This window comes from Micromonospora sp. WMMC241, from assembly GCF_027460165.1.
Lineage (GTDB): Bacteria > Actinomycetota > Actinomycetes > Mycobacteriales > Micromonosporaceae > Micromonospora > Micromonospora humi.
In genome coordinates this window covers 1,764,661-1,786,077 of the sequence record NZ_JAPZBF010000001.1, presented here as the reverse complement: position 1 = coordinate 1,786,077, position 21,417 = coordinate 1,764,661, and the positions used below count along the sequence as shown (strand labels likewise).

Here is a 21,417-nt window from a genome sequence, read left to right as displayed (position 1 = left end):
TCGGCTGCCCTCCCGGCAGGCGGGTCAGGAGGCGGGCTGCTGCGCCACCTCGCCGCCGGCGGTCTCGGCGAGGATCCGCTCGGCGACCTCCTTCATGGTCATCCGGTGGTCCATCGCGGTGCGCTGGATCCACTTGAAGGCCTGCGGCTCGGTCATGCCATAGGTGGTCATCAGCGCGCCCTTGGCCCGTTCGACGGTCTTGCGGATCTCCAGCCGGTCGGTCAGGCCGGCGACCTCGGCCTCCAGCGCGGAGATCTCCGAGTAGCGGGACAGCGCGATCTCCACCGCCGGCACCAGGTCGCTCTTCTGGAACGGCTTCACCAGGTAGGCCATCGCGCCGGCCGCCCGGGCCCGCTCCACCAGGTCGCGCTGGCTGAACGCGGTCAGGATGATCACGGGGGCGATGCGCGCACCGGCGATCCGCTCGGCGGCGGCCAGCCCATCCATGATCGGCATCTTGATGTCGAGGATGACCAGGTCCGGCTTGAGCTCCTCGGCGAGCTTGACGGCGGTCTCGCCGTCGCCGGCCTCGCCGACCACCTCGTAGCCCTCCTCGACCAGCATCTCGGCCAGGTCCAGCCGGATCAGCGCCTCGTCCTCGGCGATCAGAACGCGCTTGCGCTCGGCATCCGTCTGCATCTCGCCCACGAGCCACTCCCACCATCGATCTCGGCACGGTCACCACCCATGCTCCCGCATGAGCCTAGTCGGGTACAGTTACCGCACCCCGCCGGGATGGTGGAACGGCATACACGGAAGTCTCAAACACTTCTGCCCGAAAGGGCTTGCGGGTTCGAATCCCGCTCCCGGCACTTCTTGTCATACACGTGTTCGAGGATGTTGCTGTGCATCCTCCCGAAATGCGGGCACGAGCCCGCGCCCTTCGCGCTCGGGGTCACAACATCCGTTCGGTGGCCCGCAGCCTCTCCCTGCCCTACACCACGGTCTGGCACTGGTGCGTCGACCGGCCCGAGCCGGCGATCTTCGGCAGCGCGGTCCGCTGCTTCCGCTGCGGCCCCGACCAGGACGGTCCACCGGACCGGGCGGCCTACGCCTACCTGCTCGGGCTCTATCTCGGTGACGGACACCTGGTCACCACGGACCGGACGCCGGTGCTCCGCATCTACTGCGCCGACGCCTGGCCGAGCCTGATCGAGAAGTGCGACGTCGCTATGCGTGCGGTGCTGGCCAACAAGGTGCAGCGCATCCAGAAGCAGGGCTGTGTCGCCGTGCAGAGCACCGCCATCCACTGGCCGTGCCTGTTTCCCCAGCACGGGCCGGGCAAGAAGCACGAACGCCCGATCGTCCTCGCCGAGTGGCAACGGGTCATCGTCGAGACCCACCCGGGCGACTTCCTGCGCGGGTTGTTCCACTCCGACGGCTGCCGCTTCGCCAACCGGGTCGTGGTCCGCGGCAAGGCGTACGTCTATCCCCGCTACATGTTCTCCAACCGCTCCACCGACATCATGGCGCTCTGCCAGTGGGCGCTCGACCTGCTCGGCATCGCCTGGCGGATGAACCTGCCGTGGTCCCTGTCGGTCGCCCGCCGGGAAGCGGTCGCCGCGCTCGACCGGCACGTAGGCCCGAAGTCCTGACCGGACGGTCGCGCCGCAGCACGACACCGACGGCGACCGTCCGGCGCGGCCGATGCCGACGCCCGGCGCGGCCGATCGACGCGCGCGTCCGCGTCAGATCGACGCGAGCGCCCGCGCCAGGTCCGCCCGCAGGTCCTCCGGGTCCTCCAGGCCGACCGACACCCGCAGCAACCCGCCGCACGGCTTCGCGTCGCCCTCGACCGGCCGGTGGGTCAGCGAGGCCGGGTGCTGGATCAGCGTGTCGACGCCGCCGAGCGAGACGGCGTGGGTGATCAGCTCGCAGGCGCCGGCGACCGTGGCGGCGGCGGGCGCGCCGCCGCGTACCTCGAAGGCGAGCAGGCTGCCGCCGCCGGCCATCTGGCGGCCGACCAGGCCGGCCGGGTCGTGCCGGGAGGGGTGGTGGACCCGCTCGACGGCCGGGTGGCCGGCGAGCCAGGCGGCGAGCTTCTCCGCGCCGGCCTGCTGGGCGCGGACCCGCAGCGGCAGGGTCTGCAGGCCGCGGTGCAGCAGGTAGGCGCCGAGCGGGTGCAGGACGGCGCCGGTGACGGCGCGGACCTGGCGCAGCCGGGCGGCCCAGTCGGGCGCGCAGGCGACGACGCCGGCGAGGACGTCGCCGTGGCCGCCGATGCTCTTGGTGGCGCTGTGCAGCACGAGCGCGGCGCCGTGCCGGGCGGGCTGCTGGAGCACGGGGGTGGCGACGGTGTTGTCGACGAGCAGCGGGACGTCGCCGGCGGCGGTGGCGAGCGCGGCGATGTCGACCAGGTCGAGGGTGGGGTTGGCCGGGGTCTCGACGACGACCAGTGCGGTGTCGGGGCGGATCGCGGCGGCGACGTCGGCGGCGCGGGCCCAGGTGACCTCGGTGCCGAGCAGGCCACTGGCGAGGACGTGGTCGGTGCCGCCGTAGAGCGGGCGGACGGCGACGACGTGGCGCTTACCGTCGCGGGTGGCGGCGAGCACTGTGGCGGTGAGCGCGGCCATGCCGCTGGCGAACGCGACCGCCTCGGCGGTGCCTTCGAGCTGGGCGAGGGCGTTCTCGAAGCGGGCCACGGTGGGGTTCCAGAGCCGCTGGTAGACGGCGCTGGCGCCGGCCGGGAGCGGGTTGCCGGTGGCGAGCGTCTCGTAGGCGTCGCCGCCGTCGGTCACCGAGGGCAGCGGGTTGGTGGTGGAGAGGTCGATGGGCGGGACGTGGACGCCGAGGCCGGCGAGGTCGTCACGCCCGGCGTGCACGGCTGCGGTGTCCAGGGCGGTCATGCCCGGAAGCGTCGAACATGACGGCAGTACGAGGCAAGAGCAGCGAAGAAGATTCTGATGATCTCGCTTCCGTCCGACGCATCTTCGGTGGAGGATGGCGGCATGCCTCTCGCACCGAACGATGTGCGGCCGTTCTCCGGCCTCGACGACGTCGACCGCGCGATCCTCACCGAGTTGACCGCCGACGGGCGGCTGCCCAACAACGCGCTGGCGGAGCGGGTGGGCGTGGCGCCGTCGACGTGTCTGACGCGTACCCGGGCGCTGCGCGAGTGCGGGGCGATCCGAGGATTCCACGCGGACGTCGACCCGGCGGCGGTGGGGCTGCCGTTGCAGGCGCTGGTGTCGGTGCGGTTGACCGCGCACGAGCGGGCCGCGGTGGACGCGTTCCGGGCCCGGTCGGTGCGACTGCCGGGGGTGGTGTCGGTGTTCCACGTGGCGGGCGCGGAGGACTACGTGCTGCACGTGCGGGCGGCGTCCGGGGACGCGCTGCGGGATTTCGTGCTCGACCACCTGGCGGTGGATCCGGCGGTGCGGCACACCCAGACCAGCCTCATCTTCGAGCAGGCCCGGGGCATGGGCTGAGCCACCCGAGGGGAACAATTCCGGCACCCGGCGGGTTGCACCACAGCGTGATCGACGTACCCATGTCTGTTCTTGACCTTGCCCCGGTGGCCGCGACCGGCAGTGCCGGTGAGGCCCTGCGGCACACCACCGAGCTGGCCCGGCGCACCGAGGAGCTGGGCTACCGCCGGTTCTGGGTGGCCGAGCACCACAACATGCCGGCGATCGCCAGTTCGGCGCCGGCGGTGCTGCTCGCCCACCTGGCCGCGAACACGTCCACGATCCGGTTGGGCTCCGGTGGGGTGATGTTGCCCAACCACGCGCCGCTGGTGGTGGCCGAGCAGTTCGGCACCCTGGAGGCGCTGCACCCGGGCCGGATCGACCTGGGCATCGGGCGGGCGCCCGGCACCGACCAGGGGACCGCCTTGGCGTTGCGCCGCACCATGGAGGGCCTGTCCGCGGAGCACTTCCCGCGCGAGCTGGCCGACCTGATGAACTACTTCAGCGGCGCCGAGCCGGGCCCGATCACGGCGACGCCGGGGCGCGGGCAGTCGCCGCAGGTGTGGCTGCTCGGGTCGAGCGGGTTCAGCGCCCAGCTCGCCGGCCTGCTCGGGTTGCCGTTCTCGTTCGCGCACCACTTCAGCTCGCAGAACACGATTCCGGCGTTGCAGCTCTACCGGCAGCACTTCCGGCCGTCGCAGTGGCTGGACCGGCCGTACGCGATGGTGGCGGTCAACGCGGTGTGCGCGGAGACCGACGAGCGGGCGGAGTGGCTGGCCGGGCCGGCCGGGTTGTCGTTCCTGAAGTTGCGGTCGGGGCGACCGGAGCCGCTGGTCACGCCGGAGGAGGCGGCGGCCTATCCGTATTCCGAGCTGGAGCGGGAGTTCGTGGCGCAGCGTCGCGACGGTCAGGCGACCGGCTCGCCGGAGACGGTGGCCCGGCAGCTCGGGACGCTGCTGGAGCGCACCGGCGCGGACGAGTTGATGCTGACCTCGATGGTCTACGACGTGGACGACCGGGTCCGCTCGTTCGAGCTGATCGCCGAGAAGGTGGCCGGTGGCCTGCGCCGGGAAGGCTGAAACACGCTCTTCATAGCCACGTCACCGCAGCGTCGCGTGGGACGCATAACTTAGTCCCCGGTGGTGGTACGGCATTCCCGGTCGGGACGGGTCGGGAATGCTGCGGTGTGGTGCACCGGGTCGCCGGCTGAGCGGATTCCGCGGCCGGCGACCCGGTGCCTTCGTTTTCGGCTCAGCGCAGGTAGATGTTCGGCGCGGCCGGCGTGCTCATGCCGTCGCCGAGGTGGAACCCCGGGTGCGGCGGCTGGTTGTAGGCGGTGTTCTGCCAGGCGACCGCGACCCGATACTGCGGGTCGTGCATCAGGGTCGGCAGGCGCAGGCCGGTGGTGACGGGCGTGCTGTAGACGCGCAGCGCGCTGCTGTCGGCGGTGCGCCACACCACTTCCTCGCGCCAGTCGCCGAGGATGTCGGCCGACAGCGCCGGGGTGGACTTGGTGCCGTTGTTGGAGGCGACGTTGCTGCCGGTGAGCAGCCGGGTCTCGCCGCCGGTGCCGTACTTGTCGATCTTGGTGCCGTCGAGCAGCTCGCGGACCGGGTCGCCGTCCCACCAGATCAGGAAGTTCGCCGAGGACGGCTTGCGGCCGACGTTCTGCCCGCGCGTGTTGAGCAGGCCGTCGACCGCCGACGACCAGGACTCCGCGCCGGGGCTGCCGGCCCAGACGTCGTCGGAGACGCCGCGGCCGTTGTCGCCGTTCGGGGCGGTCTGCCAGAGGATCTGCCCGGTACGCGCGTCGGACATCCAGGAGCTGGGCTTGCTGCCGTCCTCGTCGACCTTGAAGACCTCCAGGCCGGCGCGGCCCGGGTCGAGGTCGCCGACGTGCAGCGCGTCGCCGTGCCCGTTGCCGGTGGAGTAGAGCAGCCGGCCGTTGTCGTCGATGGTGGCGGCCCCGTACACGATCTCCTGGCGGCCGTCGTTGTCCACGTCGGCGACGGAGAGTTGGTGGTTGCCCTGGCCGGCGGCGGCGCCGTTGCCGCTGGCGTTCGAGTCGAACGTCCAGCGCTTGCGCAGCGTGCCGTCGCGGAAGTCCCAGGCCGCGATCACGGCCCGGGTGTAGTAGCCGCGCGCCATGATCAGCGACGGGCGCTGGCCGTCGAGGTAGGCGGTGCCGGCGAGGAACCGGTCGACCCGGTTGCCGTACGAGTCGCCCCAGGAGGAGACGGTGCCGCGCGGCGGGTCGTAGTCGACGGTGGACAGGGCCGCGCCGGTGCGACCGTCGAACATGGTCAGGTACTCCGGGCCGGCGAGCACGTAGCCGCTGGAGTTGCGGTGGTCGGCCGACGACGAGCCGATCACCTGGCCGGTGCCGGAGCGGGTGCCGTCGGCGGTCTTCATGGCCACCTCGGCATCCCCGTCGCCGTCGTAGTCGTACACCTGGAACTGGGTGTAGTGGGCGCCGGCGCGGATGTTGCGGCCCAGGTCGATCCGCCACAGCCGGGTGCCGGTGAGGGTGTAGGCGTCGACGTAGACGTTGCCGGTGTAGCCGGACTGGGAGTTGTCCTTGCTGTTGGACGGGTCCCACTTGAGCACGAACTCGTAGCGGCCGTCGCCGTCGAGGTCGCCGACGCTGGCGTCGTTGGCGGAGTAGCTGTAGGCCTCGCCGCTCGGCGTGGTGCCGCCGGGCGGGGCCTGGATCGGCACGTCCAGGTAGCCGTTGGCGAACTGCAACGCCGGGGCGGACGCCGCCTGCTCGGCGCCGTTCACCACGGCCCGCACGGTGTACGCCGATCCGGCGGCCGCACCGCTGTCCAGGTACGTGGTGGCGCCGGTGATCGGGCTTGGGTTGACCCTGGTGGAGCCGCGGTAGAGGTTGAACGACACGCCCGAGGTCTCGGTGCCGAGCAGCCGCCAGGACACCAGGTTCCCGCTGCCGGAGCGGACGCTGACCAGCCCTCGGTCGAGCTTCTCCATCTGCTTGGCGCCCGCCGGGGGCGTGGTCGCCGGGGGCGTGGTCGGCGGGGGCGTGGTCGGCGGGGGTGGCGTGGTCGGTGGTGGCGTGGTCGGCGGCGGCGTGGTCGGGCCGGACGTCGGCGGCGTCGAGGTCGGCGGCGCGCCGGTGCAGGTGGTGCCGTTGAGCGTGAACGCGGAGGGCACCGGGTTGGCGGCGTTGTTCCAGGAGCCGTTGAAGCCGAAGTTGGCGCTGCCGCCGGTGCCGAGCGCCGCGTTGTAGCCGGCGTCGCGGGCGGTGACCTGGGTGCCGGACTGGCTGACCGTGGCGTTCCAGGCCTGGACGACCTGCTGACCGGCGGCGAAGCTCCAGCCGAGCGTCCAGCCGTCGACCGGATCGCCGAGGTTGGTCACGGTGACGTCGGCGCCGAAGCCGCCGCCCCACTGGTTGGTGATCCGATAGTCGACCCGGCAGGCGGCGGCCGCCGCCTCGGCGGTCACCGCGGTGAGCGCGCCGGCCGTCAGGGTGGCCGCCGAGGCCGCGGCGAGCAGCGCGAGCCGGCGGCGTGTGGTGGTGGGATGCACGGGGGTTGCCTTTCGCGAAGGTCAGGCACGCGCCGGCACCGGCCTGCCCGGACCGGCGAGGAAGACACGCGCGTTGACGCGACGTGACGTCGACGCATCGACGTCGATGATTAGGCTCCGCGCCTCGCCAGCGTAGGGCACCACCCGACACCCCACAAGCGCCGACGGGGCGCAGCGCGAGGGGCGCCACGCCAACAGCCGGGTGGCGTTACCGACGTCACCGTGGGTGACCAGGCGGGAAAAGAAGTCACTCGGAGGCGGTATGCCGCACAGTCATAAATATGCCTGTGCGGTATGCCGGCCGAAAGGGGTTGTCCGCGGAGGCGCGACACGCCGAGCCACGGAAGCGCAGTCAGGCCGGCGTGTCGGAGAGGCGGCGGCCCGACTGCGCGGCGGGTGACCGGACCGGGGCGGCCCGTCGGCGGTGGAGCTCAGCCCTCGACGGCGGCGGCGAGCCGCCGGGACTCCTCGGCCTCGGCGGCGGGAACAGCGGCACCGGCGACGGCCGGGGCAGCGGCACCGGACGGAACGGCACCGGACGCAGTCGCGCCGGACGCAGCGGCACCCGACGCAGCGGCATCGGACGCAGTCGCGCCGGACGGCGCGAGGGCGGCGTCGACCGTGGCGCGGGCGCGGCGGGCCCGGCGCAGCGCCCGTACCGCCAGCGTCACGGCGGCCACCCAGCCGGCGGCGAGCACGGCGTAGACCAGGGCCGGCACCGGGCCGCCCAGTTCGCCGGCGCGCAGCAGGGTGCGGGCGTTGGTCAGCACGATCACGCCACCGATGACGGCGCCGAGCACCTGGGCCGGCACGATGCGCACCAGCCAGGCCGCGATCGGCGCGGCGATCAGGCCGCCGACCAGGAGCGCGGCCACGGTGGGCAGCAGGAAGCCCTCCGAGCCGAGACCGATCAGGAAACCGATGCTGGCCGCGCCGGCCACCACGAACTCGGAGGTGTCCACCGAGCCGATGACCTTGCGCGGCTCCATCCGGCCGGAGACCAGCAGGGCCGGAGTGGCGACCGGGCCCCAACCGCCGCCGCCGGTGGCGTCGACGAAGCCGGCGACCAGGCCGAGCGGGGCGAGGAAGCGGCTGCGCAGCCGGCCGCCGGCGCGGTTGGCGCGCAACGGCCGGGAGAAGCGGATCAGCAGGTACGCGCCGAGGGTGAAGAGGATGGCGGCCATCCAGGGCGCGGCCGACTCGGTGGAGATGGAGCTGAGGAACGTGGCGCCCGCGAACGCGCCGATCGCGCCCGGCAGCGCGATCCGGCCGACCACCTTCCAGTCGACGTTGCCGAAGCGCCAGTGCGAGACACCGGCGGCGAGCGTGGTGCCGATCTCGGCGAGGTGCACCGACGCGGAGGCGGCGGCCGGCGCGACCCCCGCGACCAGCAGCAGCGTCGAGGAGGTCAACCCGTACGCCATGCCGAGCGCGCCGTCGACCAGTTGCGCGAGGAGCCCGACGAGGGCGAGGACCAGCAGCTTGCGCACGAGCGCCCCCAGACTTTTCGGCATCTCCTATCGACTTGGTCGACAATGCGGCACGAGGGCGTCCCCGGTCAAGTCCTCCATCCGGTTGGTGGGACACGCCGGACGGCGGCCGGCCGGGAGCGATCCGTCAGCTCCAGGCGCGCGGGTCGGCCGCCAGCTCGTTGACCCGGCCCGGCAGCGTGCCGGCGGCCACGTCGGCGATGGTGACCAGCTCCAGGATCTCCCGCTCGCTGGCCCGCAACGCGATCCACACGTCCTGCAACGCGCGGGCCGGGCCCTGGTAGCCGAGCTGCTCCGGGCGCTGGCCGCGGACGTGCGCCAGCGGCCCGTCGATCACCCGGATCACCTCCGCCAGGGAGATCTCCGAGGCCGGACGGGCCAGCCAGTAGCCACCCTCGGGGCCACGCTGGGCGTGCACGATGCCGCCCCGGCGCAGCTGGAGCAGGATGCTCTCGAGGAACTTCGGCGGGATGTCCTGCGAGCGGGCGATCTGCTCGGCGGTCACCGGCCGGCTCCGCCCGGAGGTCGCACCCTCGGCGACCGAGGCGAGCTCGGCGGCCGCGCGGAGGGCGTAGTCGACCCGGGCGGATAGGCGCATGCCGGCAAGGTTAGTCGCCTGCTCAGCCGCCCGGCTTCCGGCCCCTCGGCCGAACGGTCACGATTGGCCGCTCACTCGCCGACCCGACGCAGCAGCCCCTCCTGCACGGCGCTGGCGATGTGCCGACCGTCGGTGGTGAACATCCGGCCGGTGGCCAGGCCCCGGGCGCCCGACGCGGACGGGCTCCAGCAGTCGTAGAGGAACCACTCGTCGGCCCGGAAGGACCTGTGGAACCAGAGCGCGTGGTCGAGGCTCGCGCCGACCACGCCGCCCGGACCCCACACCTCGCCGTGCACCGACAGCACCGAGTCCAGCAGCGTCAGGTCGGAGGCGTACGTCAGCGCGCACGCGTGCAGCAGCGGGTCGTCGGGCAGCTTGCCGTCGATGCGCATCCAGACCCGCTGGTGCGGCTCGGCCGGGCGGTCGCCGGGGCGTACCCAGCCGGGCTCGCCGACGTAGCGGACGTCGATCGGGCGCGGGATCTGCCCCCAGATGCCGAGCCGCTCCGGGTAACGGGCGAGGCGGTCGGCCATGGTCGGCACGTCGTCCGGGCCGGGCACGTCGGGCGGGACCGGGGCGTGGTGGTCCAGCCCTTCCTCCTGCCGCTGGAACGAGGCCGACATGAAGAAGATCGGCTTGTCGTGCTGCAGGGCCACCGAGCGGCGCACCGAGAAGGACCGGCCGTCGCGGACGTTCTCCACCTGGTATGCGATCGGCTCGGCCGGGTCGCCGGGCCGCACGAAGTAGCCGTGCAGCGAGTGCACGGCGCGCTCCGGGTCGACCGTGCGGCCGGCGGCCACCAGCGCCTGGCCGGCGACCTGACCTCCGTAGACCCGCTGCGGGCCGACCGGCGGGCTCATCCCGCGGAAGGCCATCTCGCCGGTCTGCGCGAGGTCGAGCACCTCCAGGAGCTGGTCGACCGCCGCCTGCCCGGTCGCCGCCGGAGCGTCACTCACCGCGCCGCCCCCGGCTCACTGGAGCGCCCGGGCCGCCGCCGCGTCGACCAGCGAACCGAGCTGGTGCACGCGCAGCGTGTTGGTGGAGCCGGGGGTGCCGGGCGGGCTGCCCGCCACGATCACCACGTAGTCGCCCGGGTTGGCCCGGTTGAGGCCCAGCAGCGCCTGGTCGACCTGGCGGAACATGTCGTCGGTGTGCTGCACGAACGGCATCAGGAACGTCTCCACGCCCCAGCAGAGCGCGAGCTGGTTGCGCACCTCCGGCACCGGCGTGAAGGCCAGCAGCGGCAGGTCGCAGTGCAGCCGGCTGAGGCGCTTGACGGTGTCGCCGGTCTGCGAGAACGCCACCATGGCCTTGGCGCCGATGGCGCGGGCGATCGACGACGCGGCGACGGTGAGCGCGCCGCCGTGCGTACGCGGATCGTGCTGGAGCCGGGGGACGGCGATGGAGCCGGCCTCGGTGGTGGTGACGATCTTGGCCATGGTGCTGACGGTGAGCACCGGGTACTTGCCGACGCTGGTCTCGCCGGAGAGCATCACCGCGTCCGCGCCGTCGAGCACCGCGTTGGCCACGTCGGAGGCCTCGGCGCGGGTCGGGCGGGAGTTCTCGATCATGGAGTCGAGCATCTGGGTGGCCACGATGACCGGCTTGGCGTTCTCCCGGCAGAGCTGCACGGCACGCTTCTGCACCAGCGGGACCTGGTCGAGCGGCAGCTCCACGCCGAGGTCGCCGCGGGCGACCATGACGCCGTCGAAGGCGAGCACGATCGCCTCCAGGTGGTCCACCGCCTCGGGCTTCTCGACCTTGGCGAGCACCGGGCGGCGCACGCCCTCCTCGTCCATGATCGCGTGGACCAGCTTGATGTCGTCCGGCGAGCGGACGAAGGAGAGGGCGACCAGGTCGACGCCGAGGCCGAGGGCGAAGCGCAGGTCCTCGGCGTCCTTGTCGGACATGGCCGGGACACTGACCGCCACGTTCGGCAGCGAGACGCCCTTGTTGTTGGAGACCGGGCCGCCCTCGGTGACCAGGCAGCGGATGTCGTTGCCGGTGACGTCGCTGACCTCGACCGCCACCCGACCGTCGTCGATGAGCAGCCGGTCGCCCGGCTTCACCTCCTGCGGCAGCTTGCGGTAGGTGCAGGAGACCCGCTCCTTGGTGCCGACGATCTCGTCGCTGGTGATCACCACGGAGTCACCGGTGCGCCACTCGTGCGGCCCGTCGGCGAAGCGGCCGAGCCGGATCTTGGGGCCCTGGAGGTCGGCGAGGACCGCGACCGGCTGCCCGGCCGCCTCCGCCGCCTCCCGGACCATGCGGCAGACCGACTCGTGGTCGTCGTGACTGCCGTGGCTGAAGTTGAGCCTCGCCACGTTCATGCCGGCCTCGACGAGCCCCCGGATGCGCTCCGGGGACGAGGTGGCGGGGCCGAGAGTGCAGACGATCTTCGCGCGGCGTGTCACGCCCATCAGGCTAGTCTCTCCTCCGGATCGACCTGCCGGCCGACCCCTTGCGGACTGCGGAACAGTTGTCCAACGACGCGCGAAGAACCCGCGCGGACGGGCGGTTGGCGTACCGCACCGGAAACGTCGTGTGTGGCGGGCATCGGCGACCGCGCGGCGGAAATCGTACCGCCCGCCGTCACCTGTCGACGGGGTGGCCGTCGTGGGACGCCGGCGGCAGCGTCGGCACGGCCGAGAACACCCGGTGCGGGTCGTAGCGGCGGGTGGCCCGGCACAGCCGGTCCCAGTTCGGGCCGTAGGCGAGGCGGACCCGGTCGGTCTCCTCCGGCGCGAGCAGGTTCGGGTAGCCGCCGGGCAGCGCGTGCGGGGCCAGGGCCCCGCTGGTGCGCTCGGCCCACGCCCGGTGCGGCGCCGGGTCGTCGCCCGGCGTCCAGACCGCGATGATCTCGGCGAGCAGGTGGTCGCCGCGCAGCCCGAACGCGGTCTCGGCCAGCCCGACCCGGGCGGCCGCGCCGTGGAAGTGGTGCAGCGCGATCGCCGACCACGGCGACGAGACGGCAGCGGCCGCCGCCGTCAGCACGGCCACCACCGGCTCGTCCACCCGGGCCAACCACCGGGTACGCAGCAGATAGTGGTTGCCGTCGGCCATCCCGCCGTCGAACAGGCGCAGCGCGTCCTCGTACGCCAGCGGCGCGACCTGGTCGACAAGCGGCGTGCCGAGCGCGCGCAGCCGGTCCACCGCGGCCTCCCCGGCCGCCGGGTCGCCGGTGTGGAACGGGGCGAGGAAGACCACCGGCTCCCCCGCCGGGCCGGGCAGGAACCCGGCCATCACGGTCAGCTCGTCAGGCGCGTCGCGCACCGTCGCGCCGTAGCCGCGCAGCACCGCCCCCGCCTGCCCCGGCGGGAACAGCAGCATGCCGGCGAGCACGGTGGTGAGCCGATGGGTGCGGTAGCGCAGCGCGGTGACCATCCCGAGTTTGCCGCCACCGCCGCGCAGCGCCCAGTACAGCTCGCGCTCGTGGTGCGGGTCGGCGGTGACCCGCCGGCCGTCCGCGAGCACCACCTCGGCGCCGAGCAGGTTGTCCAGCGCCAGCCCGAAGCGCCCGCAGAGCGGGCCGTAGCCGCCGGCCAGGGTCAGCCCGGCCATCCCGACCGCACGCACCACGCCGGTGGGGACCACCCGGTCGTACGGCCGCAGGGCGGCCAGCACGTCGGCGGCCGTCGCCCCGCCGCCCACGGTGACCACCCCGGTGCCGGGGTCGAGGTCCACCCGGCGCAGCGCGGTGAGGTCGACGACCAGGCCGCCCTCGCGCAGCGCCCGGCCGGCCCAGTCGTGGCCGCCGGCGCGGGCCGACAGCGGCAGGTGGCAGCGCCGGGCGACACGGACCGCCAGGGCGACCTCGTCGGCGTCCCGCACCCGGGCGACGAGCGCCGGCGTCGCGCCGGGTGCGCCGTTCCAGAGCCGGACGGCGTCCGGGAAGCCGGCGTCGGCCGGGGTGAGCAGGCGGTGGCCGAGCACCTCGCGGAGCAGGTCGGCGGCGTGCGGAACATCCGGGGCGGAGGTCATGGCGGACTCCTCGGCCGACCCCGGGCCGGCGGCGCCGGACGGGCCGGGGTCGCTGCTGCGCCGGAACGTAGCACCGCCGCCGGCCGGCCGCCGTCGCCCGCGCGACAGTGCCTCAGCTTTCCGTCTTGACCAGCGGGAACTCCAGCGACCCGGCCGGGCAGAGGAAGGTGAGCACCTCCACCCGGTAGAGCCCGGCCTGCACCGCCGGGTCGGCCTCCATGATGCTGCGCACGTCGTCCACCGAGCCGGTGCGGGCCAGCCCGAACCCGATCGGCGGATCCGGTTCGCGAGCCGGGCCGTCCACCGAGCCGTCGACCAGCACGATGCCGCGCCGCTGCAACGCCTGCATGTGCCGCAGGTGCTCGGACTGCAGCCGCTGCACCGTCTCCTCGGGCAGGGCCCGGCCGGACGGCCCGGGATAGAGCACGATGCACTCGTACGTGTCCAGCGCGAAGTCGAGCCGGGGCGTCGCGCCCATGCGCACCTCCTGCGACGGCGTCCCGCCCAGACTCGCACGGCGGTCCCGGCCCCCGTGGGCGCTCGCGGGAAGTGGCCGGTCCGGCCGCCCGGTTTGCCGCCGCGCCGGGCCGTTCGTCCGCCGCCCGGTCCGAACCGGATCGACGATCGTCCGGCGTCACCGGCCGCTGGTACGTTTCCGGTACTGCCGAGCCACGCCCCAGCGGAGGTCCCGGGTGAGCACCCTCCCGCCCGACGGCGTCCGGTGGCCGGACACCGTCGCCACCGGCGGCGGGGGCGCGGGCGCGGCGGTCACGGCACGTGACTGGTCGGGCACGCCGCTCGGCCCGATCGACGGCTGGCCGCAGAGCCTGCGCACCGCGCTGGCGCTCTGCCTGCACTCCCCCGCCCCGAGCGTGCTGTGGTGGGGTGACGGGTCGGTGGCGCTGCCCAACGACGCATACCGTCGGCTGCTCGGCCCGGGCCGGGACGCCGCGCCGGGCCGTCCGGGCGCCGAGGTGTGGCCGGGTGACTGGGCCGCGCTGGCCGCGCTGCTGGCCGGGGTACGCGCGGGCCGGGGCGCCACGGAGAGCCGGGACGTGCCGGTGCGCGCGCCCGAGGAGGCCGGCGAGGACCGCTGGTTCACCTTCACGCACAGCCCGGTGACCGACGAGTCGGGCCGGGCGGCGGGCGTGCTCACGGTCGGCGCGGAGACCACCGCGCGGGTGGTCGGCGCACGCCGGTTGCGGCTGCTCGCCGCGCTGGGCGCGGCACTGGCCGAGCCCGGCGACCCCGAGGAGGTGGCCCGGCGGGCGGTCAAGACGCTGGCCGGCGCCGCCCCGGTGCCGTTCGTCCAGCTCCACCTCGCCACGCCGGCCGGGCCACGGCTGGTCGCCGCGGACGGGGTCGAGGCCCTGCCCGGCCCACCCGACGGGTGGCCGCTGGCCGAGGTGCTGGCGGACGGCGCGCCGCGGCTGGTGCCTCCGCCCGACGACCGGCCGGCCGCCCCGGTGGTGGCGGTGCTGCCGGTGCCCGACCCCGGCGCCGCCGCGCCGGCCGGGGTCCTGGTCGCCGCGCTGGACCCGCACCGTCCGGTCGACGCCGACCACCGGGCGTTCGTCGAGCTGCTGGCCGGGCAGATCGGCGCCGGCCTGGCGGTCGCCCGTGCCGAGCACCGCCGGGCCGCCGACCGCGCCGAGCTGCGGTTGTTCCGGGCGCTGTCGGAGCGGGCGCTGCGCCGGGCGGAGACGCTGGCCCGGTTGGCCGGGGCGCTCAGCTCGGCGCGGGGCCGGGACGCCATCGTCGAGGTGCTGACCACTGTCGTCCCGGCCGTGGTGGACGCGACCGCGCTGCGGGTCGCCGTCGCGTCGCCCGGCCGCACGGTGCTGGACGTGGCCGGCGACGTCGCGCCGGCCGGGCCGCTGCCGGTCGACGCCGACGTCCCGCTGGCCCGGGCGGTACGCGACAACGTGGTGCTGCCGCTGGCCGGCGACGACGGCCGGGCCACCGGTCTCTGCCTGCCGCTGCGCTACGGCGACGGCGGCACGCTCGGCGCCCTGGAGATCCGCTGGGCCGGCCCGGTCGGCGACGACGAGGCGCTGCGGAACCTGCTCGACGCGGTGGCCGGGCTGTGCAGCCAGGCGCTGCAGCGGGCCGAGCTGGTCGGGTCGGCGCAGGCGATGGCCGGGTTCGCCGCCCGGCTGAGCGTGACCCGCTCCACCGCGGAGGCGATCGAGGTGATCCTGGACGCCGCCACCACCGCGCTCGGCGCCGAGCTGCCCGGCCTGGCCATGCGCGCCGAGGGGCGTCGGGTCCGGCTCTGGTACCACGACGACGTGCCGGGCACCCTGGCCGCCACGTTCCACGACCTGGCCGTCGACGACCCGCGGCCGATCGTGCGCGCGCTGCGCGACGGGGAGCGCCTCGTGCTGCGGGACCGCGCCGACTTCGCCGCCCGGTTCCCCGGCCTGCCCGACCCGGTCGGCGCGCACGGCCTGGTGACCACCGTGGCGCTGCCGCTGTTCGGCGCCGGGCACCGCCCGATCGCCGCGCTGGGCTTCGGCTGGCGGCGGGAGCGCCCGCTGCGCGACACCGACCTGGCGCTGCTGGACACGGTCGCCGACCTGTGCGAGCAGACGCTGGAGCGGGTCCGGCTGGCCGCCGCCGAGCACAACCTGGTGACCCGCCTGGCCGGCCGGCTGCGCAGCTCGTCGCTGACCACGCCGCGCGGGATGGAGGTCGCCACCCGCTACCGGCCGGCGATGAGCGGCCTGCACCTGGGCGGCGACTGGTACGACCTGGTCCGGCAGGACGGCGACCGGCTGGCCGTGGTGGTCGGCGACGTGGTCGGGCATCAGGTCGAGGCCGCCGCCGACATGGCCCAGCTGCGCACCATGCTGAACACGCTGATCCGGTTGGGCGTGCCGCTGGAGGAGGTGTTCCTCCGGCTCACCGAGCTGCTCGGCGTCGGTTTCCTGGGCACCTGCCTGGTCGTGGTGGTGGATCCGGTGGCCCGCACCGCGCGGGTGGCCCGGGCCGGGCACCCGCATCCGGTGGTGCTGCCGGCCGGGCAGCCGCCGCGCGCCGTGCCGACCGCGCACGCCCTGCCGCTGGGCATGGTGGACCGGCCGATGACGGTCACCACCATCCCGTTCGCCCCGGGCGACGTGCTGGTGGCGTACACCGACGGGCTGGTGGAGCGGCGCGGCCGGCCGTACGACGAGGGCGTCGCGGCGCTGCACCGGTCGCTGCTGGGGGTGCGCGACGAGCCGGTGGAGGCGATCGCGGACGCGCTGCTGCACGACCTGGCCGGCTCCGAGGACGACCAGGCGCTGGTGGTGTTGCGGCACCTGGGCTGAGCAGGCTTCGGTCCGGCGTTTCGGGGAATGTCCTCCGGTCGGGAGACCACCCACCACCTCAGGAGGACCGTGATGGCCACCAGCAACCAGCCGGCCAAGGCGTCGGGCAGCTACCGGATCGGCGGTGACCTGCGGGTCGACCGGCTGGGCTACGGGGCGATGCAGCTCACCGGGCCCGGTGTCTGGGGCGACCCGAAGGACCCGGCCGAGGCGGTGCGGGTGCTGCGCCGCGCGTACGAGCTGGGGGTCACGTTCATCGACACCGCCGACTCGTACGGGCCGTTCGTCAGCGAGATGCTGATCTCCGAGGCGCTGCACCCGTACGCGGACGACCTGGTGATCGCGACGAAGGCCGGGCTGACCCGCTCCGGTCCGGGTGACTGGCGGCCGGTGGGGCGCCCGGAATACCTGCGCCAGCAGTGCGAGCTGAGCCTGCGTCACCTGCGCCTGGACGCGATCCCGCTCTACCAGTTGCACCGGATCGACTCCCAGGTGCCGCTGGCGGACCAGCTCGGCGAGCTGGCGCTGCTGAAGCAGGAGGGCAAGATCCGGCACATCGGGCTCTCCGAGGTGAGCGTGGAGCAGATCGAGGCGGCCCGGAAGATCACCCCGATCGTGTCCGTGCAGAACCTCTACAACCTGGCCGACCGCAGCGCCGAGGACGTGCTGGAGCACTGCGAGCGCAACGACCTGGCGTTCATTCCCTGGTTCCCGATCGCCACCGGCAACCTGGCCCGGCCGGGCGGCCCGCTGGACGCGATCTCGACCGGGCACGGCGCGAGCCCCGCGCAGCTCGCCCTGGCCTGGCTGTTGCGCCGGTCGCCGGTGATGCTGCCGATCCCTGGCACGTCGTCGGTGGGGCACCTGGAGGAGAACGTGGCGGCGGCCGAGGTGGAGCTGACCGACGACGAGTACGAGGCGTTGGCGAAGGCGGCCTGACCGGCCCTCTATGCGCGGCGTGATCGAGCAACTACCGTCAGAAGGATTCTCGTGACTGGGGGTCCTCAGTGGTGGAATTCGACTACGTCGTGGTGGGCGCCGGCGCGGCGGGCTGTGTGCTGGCCGACCGGCTGAGCGAGGACCCCGGCACCCGGGTGCTGCTGCTGGAGGCCGGTGGCTGGGACCGCAGCCCGTTCGTCCGGGTGCCGAAGGCGTTCTCCCGGTTGATGGACGATCCGCGCACCGCTTGGCACTACCCGGCGACGATCGGGCCGGACCGGCAGGAGGTCTGGCAACGCGGCCGGATGGTGGGCGGCTCCACAGCGGTCAACGGCATGATCTGGAGCCGCGGCGCGGCCCGGGACTGGGACGTCCTGGCGCCGCTGGGCTGGGGCTGGTCGGCGGTGCGGCAGGCGTTCCAGCGGCTGGAGGACCATCCGCTGGGGCCCGCGCCGCACCGGGGCGTGGGCGGTCCGGTGCGGCTCTCCGTCGCTACCGGCACCGATCCGCTGGCCGAGGAGATGGTGGCCACCGGGGCGGAGCTGGGGTGGCGGCCGGTGGACGACCTGGACGCCGACGACGACGAGCGGATCGGCTATCCGACCGCCACCATCCACCGGGGCCGCCGGGTCAGCGCCGCCGACGCGTTCCTGCACCCGGCCCGGCGGCGACCCAACCTGACCGTCGCGGTCGGCGCGGTCGTGCTGCGGGTGCTGGTCGAGGACGGCCGGGCGGTCGGCGTGCGGGTGACGCACCGGGGCCGCGAGGTCGAGCACCGGGCGGCCGGCGAGGTGATCCTCGCCGCCGGCGCCCTGGCCACCCCGCAGTTGTTGCAGGTTTCCGGCATCGGGCCGGCGGACACGCTGCGCGCCGCCGGGGTGCCGGTGCTGCTCGACCGGCCCCGGGTGGGCGCCGGGCTGCGGGAGCACCGGTCGATCGCGTTGCAGTACCGGCTCGCCGGGCCGGGCGGCCACAACGCCCGGCTGGCGAGCCCGCTCGGGCAGGCCCGCGCGACGGTGCGCTGGCTGCTCACCCGCGGCGGCCCGTTGGCCCTGCCGGTGCTCGACGTGGCCGCGCACGTGAAGTCCCGCCCGGATCTGGACCGTCCGGACGGCCACCTGCTGATGGCGCCGTTCTCGGCCGCCCCGCCGCGCCCGGGCCGGGCGTTGGAGCTGGAACGGGAGCCCGGCCTGATGTGCCTGGGCACGGTGACCCGGCCGGACAGCGAGGGCAGCCTCGCCGTCACCGACGCCGACCCGCGGGTCCCGCCGGCCATCGTGGCGAACTATCTCGCCACCGAGCACGACCGGCGGGCGGCGGTGGACCTGTTCCGCCGGATGCGGGAGTTCTTCGCCACCGGGCCGATCGCGAAGCGGATCCACGCGGAGACGGTGCCCGGCCCGGCGACGCGGACCGACGAGGAGATCGTCGAGGCGGCGGTGACGCGCGGCTACTGCGGTTACCACGCGGTGGGCACCTGCGCGATGGGCGCGGACGACGACCACGTGGTCGACAGCGAGCTGCGGGTCCGCGGCGTCGACGGGCTGCGGGTGGTGGACGCCTCGGTGCTGCCGGTGATGGTGGCGGGCTGGACCAGCGCGCCGGTGTCGGCGCTGGCCTGGCGGGCCGCCGACCTGATCCGGGGCCGCGCGCAGGGGTGAGCGCGGTCGGTCCGGGCCCGCCCGGGGCGGGCCCGGACCGGCTCAGACCGCGAAACAGTTCGGCCGGATCGCGGCGCCCGCGAGGGTCTGCCGCACCGCCGTGTAGGTGGTGCCGTCGAGGACCAGTCCGAGGTGGCCGACGACCCGCAGCGGGCACCACGCCTGCACCAGCACGTTCGTCGCGCCGTCGGCGAGCACGGCGTTGTCGACCGGCCGGACCAGCTCGTCCTGCCAGGTGCGCAGCGTGGTCCAGCGGACCGGCCCGGGGGTGTCGTCGCCGGCGTTCAGGTCGGCCAGGAAACTCGACCCGATGGTCATCTGCTGGCAGGCGACGATGCCGGCGCAACTGCCCAGCCCGACGAAGTTGACGATGTTGGCGACGTACGTGCCGTACTGCGGGCTGCCGAGGCTGACGTACTGGTCGACCTTGTCGGCGCCGCCGAGGAACTTGACGTACCAGCGGCTGACCAGGCCGCCTTCGGAGTGGGTGACCAGGTCGACCCGGCTCGCGCCGGTGGCGGCACGGACCTGGTCCACGTAGGACGACAGCGCCCGGGCGGACTCGCGGATGTCACCGAAGCCGAGGTTGGGCAGCTGGTAGATGGAGACCCGGTAGCCGTCGGCGCGCAGCCGGGCGGCGATCGGTTCATAGGCGATGGAGATGCCGATCAGCCCGCCGACCACGACGACCGGGTCGGCGGCCGCGGCGGCGGCCCGCTCGGCGGCGGTGACGGTGCTGGCGGGGGCGCCGGTGGTGGTGGTGACCGTGTCCGGCCGGGTGGGGGGCGCGGCGGCGTGGGCGGCGGTGGCCGGCCCGAGCAGGGCGGTGGCGGCGGTGGTGGCGGCCAGGATCGTTCGGAGCAGCATGGGCTGCACCTCCGATGGGAGGAGGCACCCGGGGTGACCGGGAGGGACGGGTGGGAGCCGATCGATCGTGGGAACGATGATGCGTGTCCGATTTCACACACGTCAATGGAAAGTTACGCGCCGGTAACCAGTTGTTCCGCAGGGCGCGTGAATCCCCAAAAGGGACGGACGGTGGAACCCCGCGTCGCCGGCCCGGATGGCATGCTGGGCGCCGTGTCCGCCCCGCCGCCGGCCGAGCCCGCCGCACCGCCAGCCGTGTCCGCCGCACCGCCGACGGAGAAGCCGCTCCGGGTGATGCCCTGGTGGCTGGCCCTGCTCGGGCTGCTGCTGGCCGTCGGCCTCGGTTGGCTGGTGCTCGACTGGCTGCTCGCCGAGGCCGACCGGGCCGTCCAGCCCGACACCCGCGCCACGCTACGCGTCGACGCCATCCGCACCGGCCTGAGCGTGGTCGCCGGCACCGGCGGCGGGTTGGCGCTGCTCTTCGCCGCGCGTCGACAGTGGATCACCGAGCGCGGCCAGCGGCACCAGGAGGCCGTCGCGGCCCGCGACCAGGCGCACCGCGACCGGGTGCAGGCGCACGCCGAGACGGTCGCCGAGACCGCCGCGCGGCACCAGGAACGCCAGGCTTCCGCCGCCGAGCACGACGCCGTCGAGCGCCGGCTCACCGAGCTGTACGTCCGGGCCATCGAGCTGGTCGGCAGCGACAACCCGGCGGTACGCCTCGGCGGCCTGCACGCCCTGGAGCGGCTCGGTCAGGACAACCCGGGGCAGCGGCCGACCACGGTGGCGGTGCTCTGCGCGTACCTCCGGATGCCGGCCCCCGACGACCCGCGCGAGACCGAGGTGCGCCGCACCGCGCAGCGGACCCTCGCCCGGCACCTGCGGGCCGACCAGGACACCTGGTGGCCCGGCATCGCGCTGGACCTGACCGGCGCCCGGCTGGACGACTTCGACGCCGCCGGCTGCACCCTGGAGGATCTCGACCTCACCGGCGCGGTCTGCACCGGCACCACCAGCTTCGCCGGCGCGGTCGTGCGCGGCCGGCTACGGCTGGCCGCCGAGTTCGCCGACGTCGTGTTCGACGACCTCGGCGGCGACGCCGAGATCGTGCTCGACGGCGCCCGGATCACCGGCCGGGCCAGCTTCGACCGGGCCGACCTGGGTGGCGCGCTCTCCTGCCGGGGGACGAGCTTCGGGGAGGTCTCGTTCCGGGGTGCCACGCTGCGGCAGCCGGCCAGTTTCGACCGGGCCAGGTTCGCCGACGGCGCCACCTTCCGCGAGGCGGTGTTCCTGAGTGGGCTGTCGATGGAGCACACCACTTTCGCCGCGGACGCGGGCTTCCGCCGGGTGCGGTTCGCCGACATGGCGCTGTTCCGCTGGACCGAGTTCGGCGCGGACGCCTGGTTCGAGGGGGCCCGCTTCGAGGGCACCGCCAACTTCGGCCGGGCCATGTTCCACGGGCCGGCCACCTTCGAAGGGGCGACTCTGGTCCGCCAGTTCCTGGTCGACCAGGCCCGCGCGTCGGCGTCCGTGACACACGCGTGGCCGCCGGACACCACCGTCGGCCGGCGCGACGGCGACTGGCTCGTGCTCACCGACCTCTGAGCGGGC

Annotated in this window: 17 protein-coding genes and 1 tRNA gene; 8 read left to right on the top strand and 10 right to left on the bottom strand. The window is 74.4% G+C overall.

All coding sequences use genetic code 11. The features are described 5' to 3' along the window. Positions 1-24 precede the first annotated feature (24 nt). Positions 25-648 (bottom strand): ANTAR domain-containing response regulator, encoded by a 624-nt coding sequence (locus O7598_RS08580; protein WP_091059864.1) that lies wholly within the window; start codon positions 646-648, stop codon positions 25-27. 81 nt (positions 649-729) lie between these two features. On the opposite strand from O7598_RS08580, the gene O7598_RS08575 reads away from it, so the two are divergent. Beyond that, positions 730-812, top strand: a tRNA-Leu gene (locus O7598_RS08575). Between the two features lie 99 nt (positions 813-911). Beyond that, a complete protein-coding gene (locus O7598_RS08570) occupies positions 912-1,595 on the top strand; it encodes a transcriptional regulator (protein ID WP_269690796.1) in 684 nt (227 codons plus the stop codon). 93 nt (positions 1,596-1,688) lie between these two features. On the opposite strand, the gene O7598_RS08565 is transcribed toward O7598_RS08570, so the two are convergent. Next, positions 1,689-2,846 (bottom strand): trans-sulfuration enzyme family protein, encoded by a 1,158-nt coding sequence (locus O7598_RS08565; protein ID WP_269690795.1) that lies wholly within the window; start codon positions 2,844-2,846, stop codon positions 1,689-1,691. A gap of 102 nt (positions 2,847-2,948) precedes the next feature. Between O7598_RS08565 and O7598_RS08560 the strand changes: the two genes are divergently transcribed. Both O7598_RS08560 and O7598_RS08555 read left to right on the top strand, forming a co-directional pair. After that, positions 2,949-3,428 carry an Lrp/AsnC family transcriptional regulator gene (locus tag O7598_RS08560; RefSeq protein WP_091059852.1) on the top strand — a complete coding sequence of 160 codons (480 nt, stop codon included), beginning with the start codon at positions 2,949-2,951 and terminating at the stop codon, positions 3,426-3,428. Positions 3,429-3,490: 62 nt separating this feature from the next. Next, complete coding sequence (locus O7598_RS08555) at positions 3,491-4,486, top strand: LLM class flavin-dependent oxidoreductase (RefSeq protein WP_269690794.1); 996 nt, start codon at positions 3,491-3,493, stop codon at positions 4,484-4,486. A gap of 172 nt (positions 4,487-4,658) precedes the next feature. Here O7598_RS08555 and O7598_RS08550 read toward each other — a convergent pair whose 3' ends face one another. The 7 genes from O7598_RS08550 to O7598_RS08520 form a co-directional block, all read right to left on the bottom strand. Further along, positions 4,659-6,956, bottom strand: a complete 2,298-nt coding sequence (locus O7598_RS08550; RefSeq protein ID WP_269690793.1) for a rhamnogalacturonan lyase family protein — start codon at positions 6,954-6,956, stop codon at positions 4,659-4,661. A gap of 431 nt (positions 6,957-7,387) precedes the next feature. Further along, positions 7,388-8,446 carry a sulfite exporter TauE/SafE family protein gene (locus O7598_RS08545; RefSeq protein WP_269694801.1) on the bottom strand — a complete coding sequence of 353 codons (1,059 nt, stop codon included), beginning with the start codon at positions 8,444-8,446 and terminating at the stop codon, positions 7,388-7,390. 127 nt (positions 8,447-8,573) lie between these two features. After that, on the bottom strand, positions 8,574-9,044 hold the full coding sequence (locus O7598_RS08540) for an RrF2 family transcriptional regulator (RefSeq protein WP_269690792.1): 471 nt from the start codon (positions 9,042-9,044) through the stop codon (positions 8,574-8,576). A 71-nt stretch (positions 9,045-9,115) separates the two neighbouring features. Continuing rightward, positions 9,116-10,000 carry an acyl-CoA thioesterase gene (locus O7598_RS08535; protein ID WP_269690791.1) on the bottom strand — a complete coding sequence of 295 codons (885 nt, stop codon included), beginning with the start codon at positions 9,998-10,000 and terminating at the stop codon, positions 9,116-9,118. Between the two features lie 15 nt (positions 10,001-10,015). Then, positions 10,016-11,464, bottom strand: a complete 1,449-nt coding sequence (gene pyk, locus O7598_RS08530) for a pyruvate kinase (protein ID WP_181569447.1) — start codon at positions 11,462-11,464, stop codon at positions 10,016-10,018. A 172-nt stretch (positions 11,465-11,636) separates the two neighbouring features. After that, on the bottom strand, positions 11,637-13,025 hold the full coding sequence (locus O7598_RS08525) for an FAD-binding oxidoreductase (RefSeq protein WP_269690790.1): 1,389 nt from the start codon (positions 13,023-13,025) through the stop codon (positions 11,637-11,639). Between the two features lie 112 nt (positions 13,026-13,137). Then, the gene (locus O7598_RS08520; RefSeq protein WP_269690789.1) at positions 13,138-13,503 is read right to left on the bottom strand and encodes a YciI family protein; all 366 of its coding nucleotides are present in this window, start codon (positions 13,501-13,503) and stop codon (positions 13,138-13,140) included. Positions 13,504-13,717: 214 nt separating this feature from the next. Here O7598_RS08520 and O7598_RS08515 point away from each other — a divergent pair, with 214 nt between their 5' ends. The 3 genes from O7598_RS08515 to O7598_RS08505 all read left to right on the top strand — a co-directional run bounded on the left by O7598_RS08515 (position 13,718) and on the right by O7598_RS08505 (position 18,939). Beyond that, entirely contained in the window at positions 13,718-16,339 is a 2,622-nt protein-coding gene (locus tag O7598_RS08515; RefSeq protein ID WP_269690788.1) for a SpoIIE family protein phosphatase, read from the top strand. A gap of 72 nt (positions 16,340-16,411) precedes the next feature. Continuing rightward, positions 16,412-17,278, top strand: coding sequence for an aldo/keto reductase (locus tag O7598_RS08510; RefSeq protein WP_269690787.1), 867 nt, complete (start codon positions 16,412-16,414; stop codon positions 17,276-17,278). A 71-nt stretch (positions 17,279-17,349) separates the two neighbouring features. Continuing rightward, positions 17,350-18,939, top strand: coding sequence for a GMC family oxidoreductase (locus O7598_RS08505; protein ID WP_269690786.1), 1,590 nt, complete (start codon positions 17,350-17,352; stop codon positions 18,937-18,939). Between the two features lie 42 nt (positions 18,940-18,981). Here O7598_RS08505 and O7598_RS08500 read toward each other — a convergent pair whose 3' ends face one another. Then, a complete protein-coding gene (locus O7598_RS08500; protein ID WP_269690785.1) occupies positions 18,982-19,806 on the bottom strand; it encodes a lipase family alpha/beta hydrolase in 825 nt (274 codons plus the stop codon). 171 nt (positions 19,807-19,977) lie between these two features. Between O7598_RS08500 and O7598_RS08495 the strand changes: the two genes are divergently transcribed. Beyond that, complete coding sequence (locus tag O7598_RS08495; RefSeq protein ID WP_269690784.1) at positions 19,978-21,411, top strand: pentapeptide repeat-containing protein; 1,434 nt, start codon at positions 19,978-19,980, stop codon at positions 21,409-21,411. Positions 21,412-21,417: the final 6 nt, after the last annotated feature.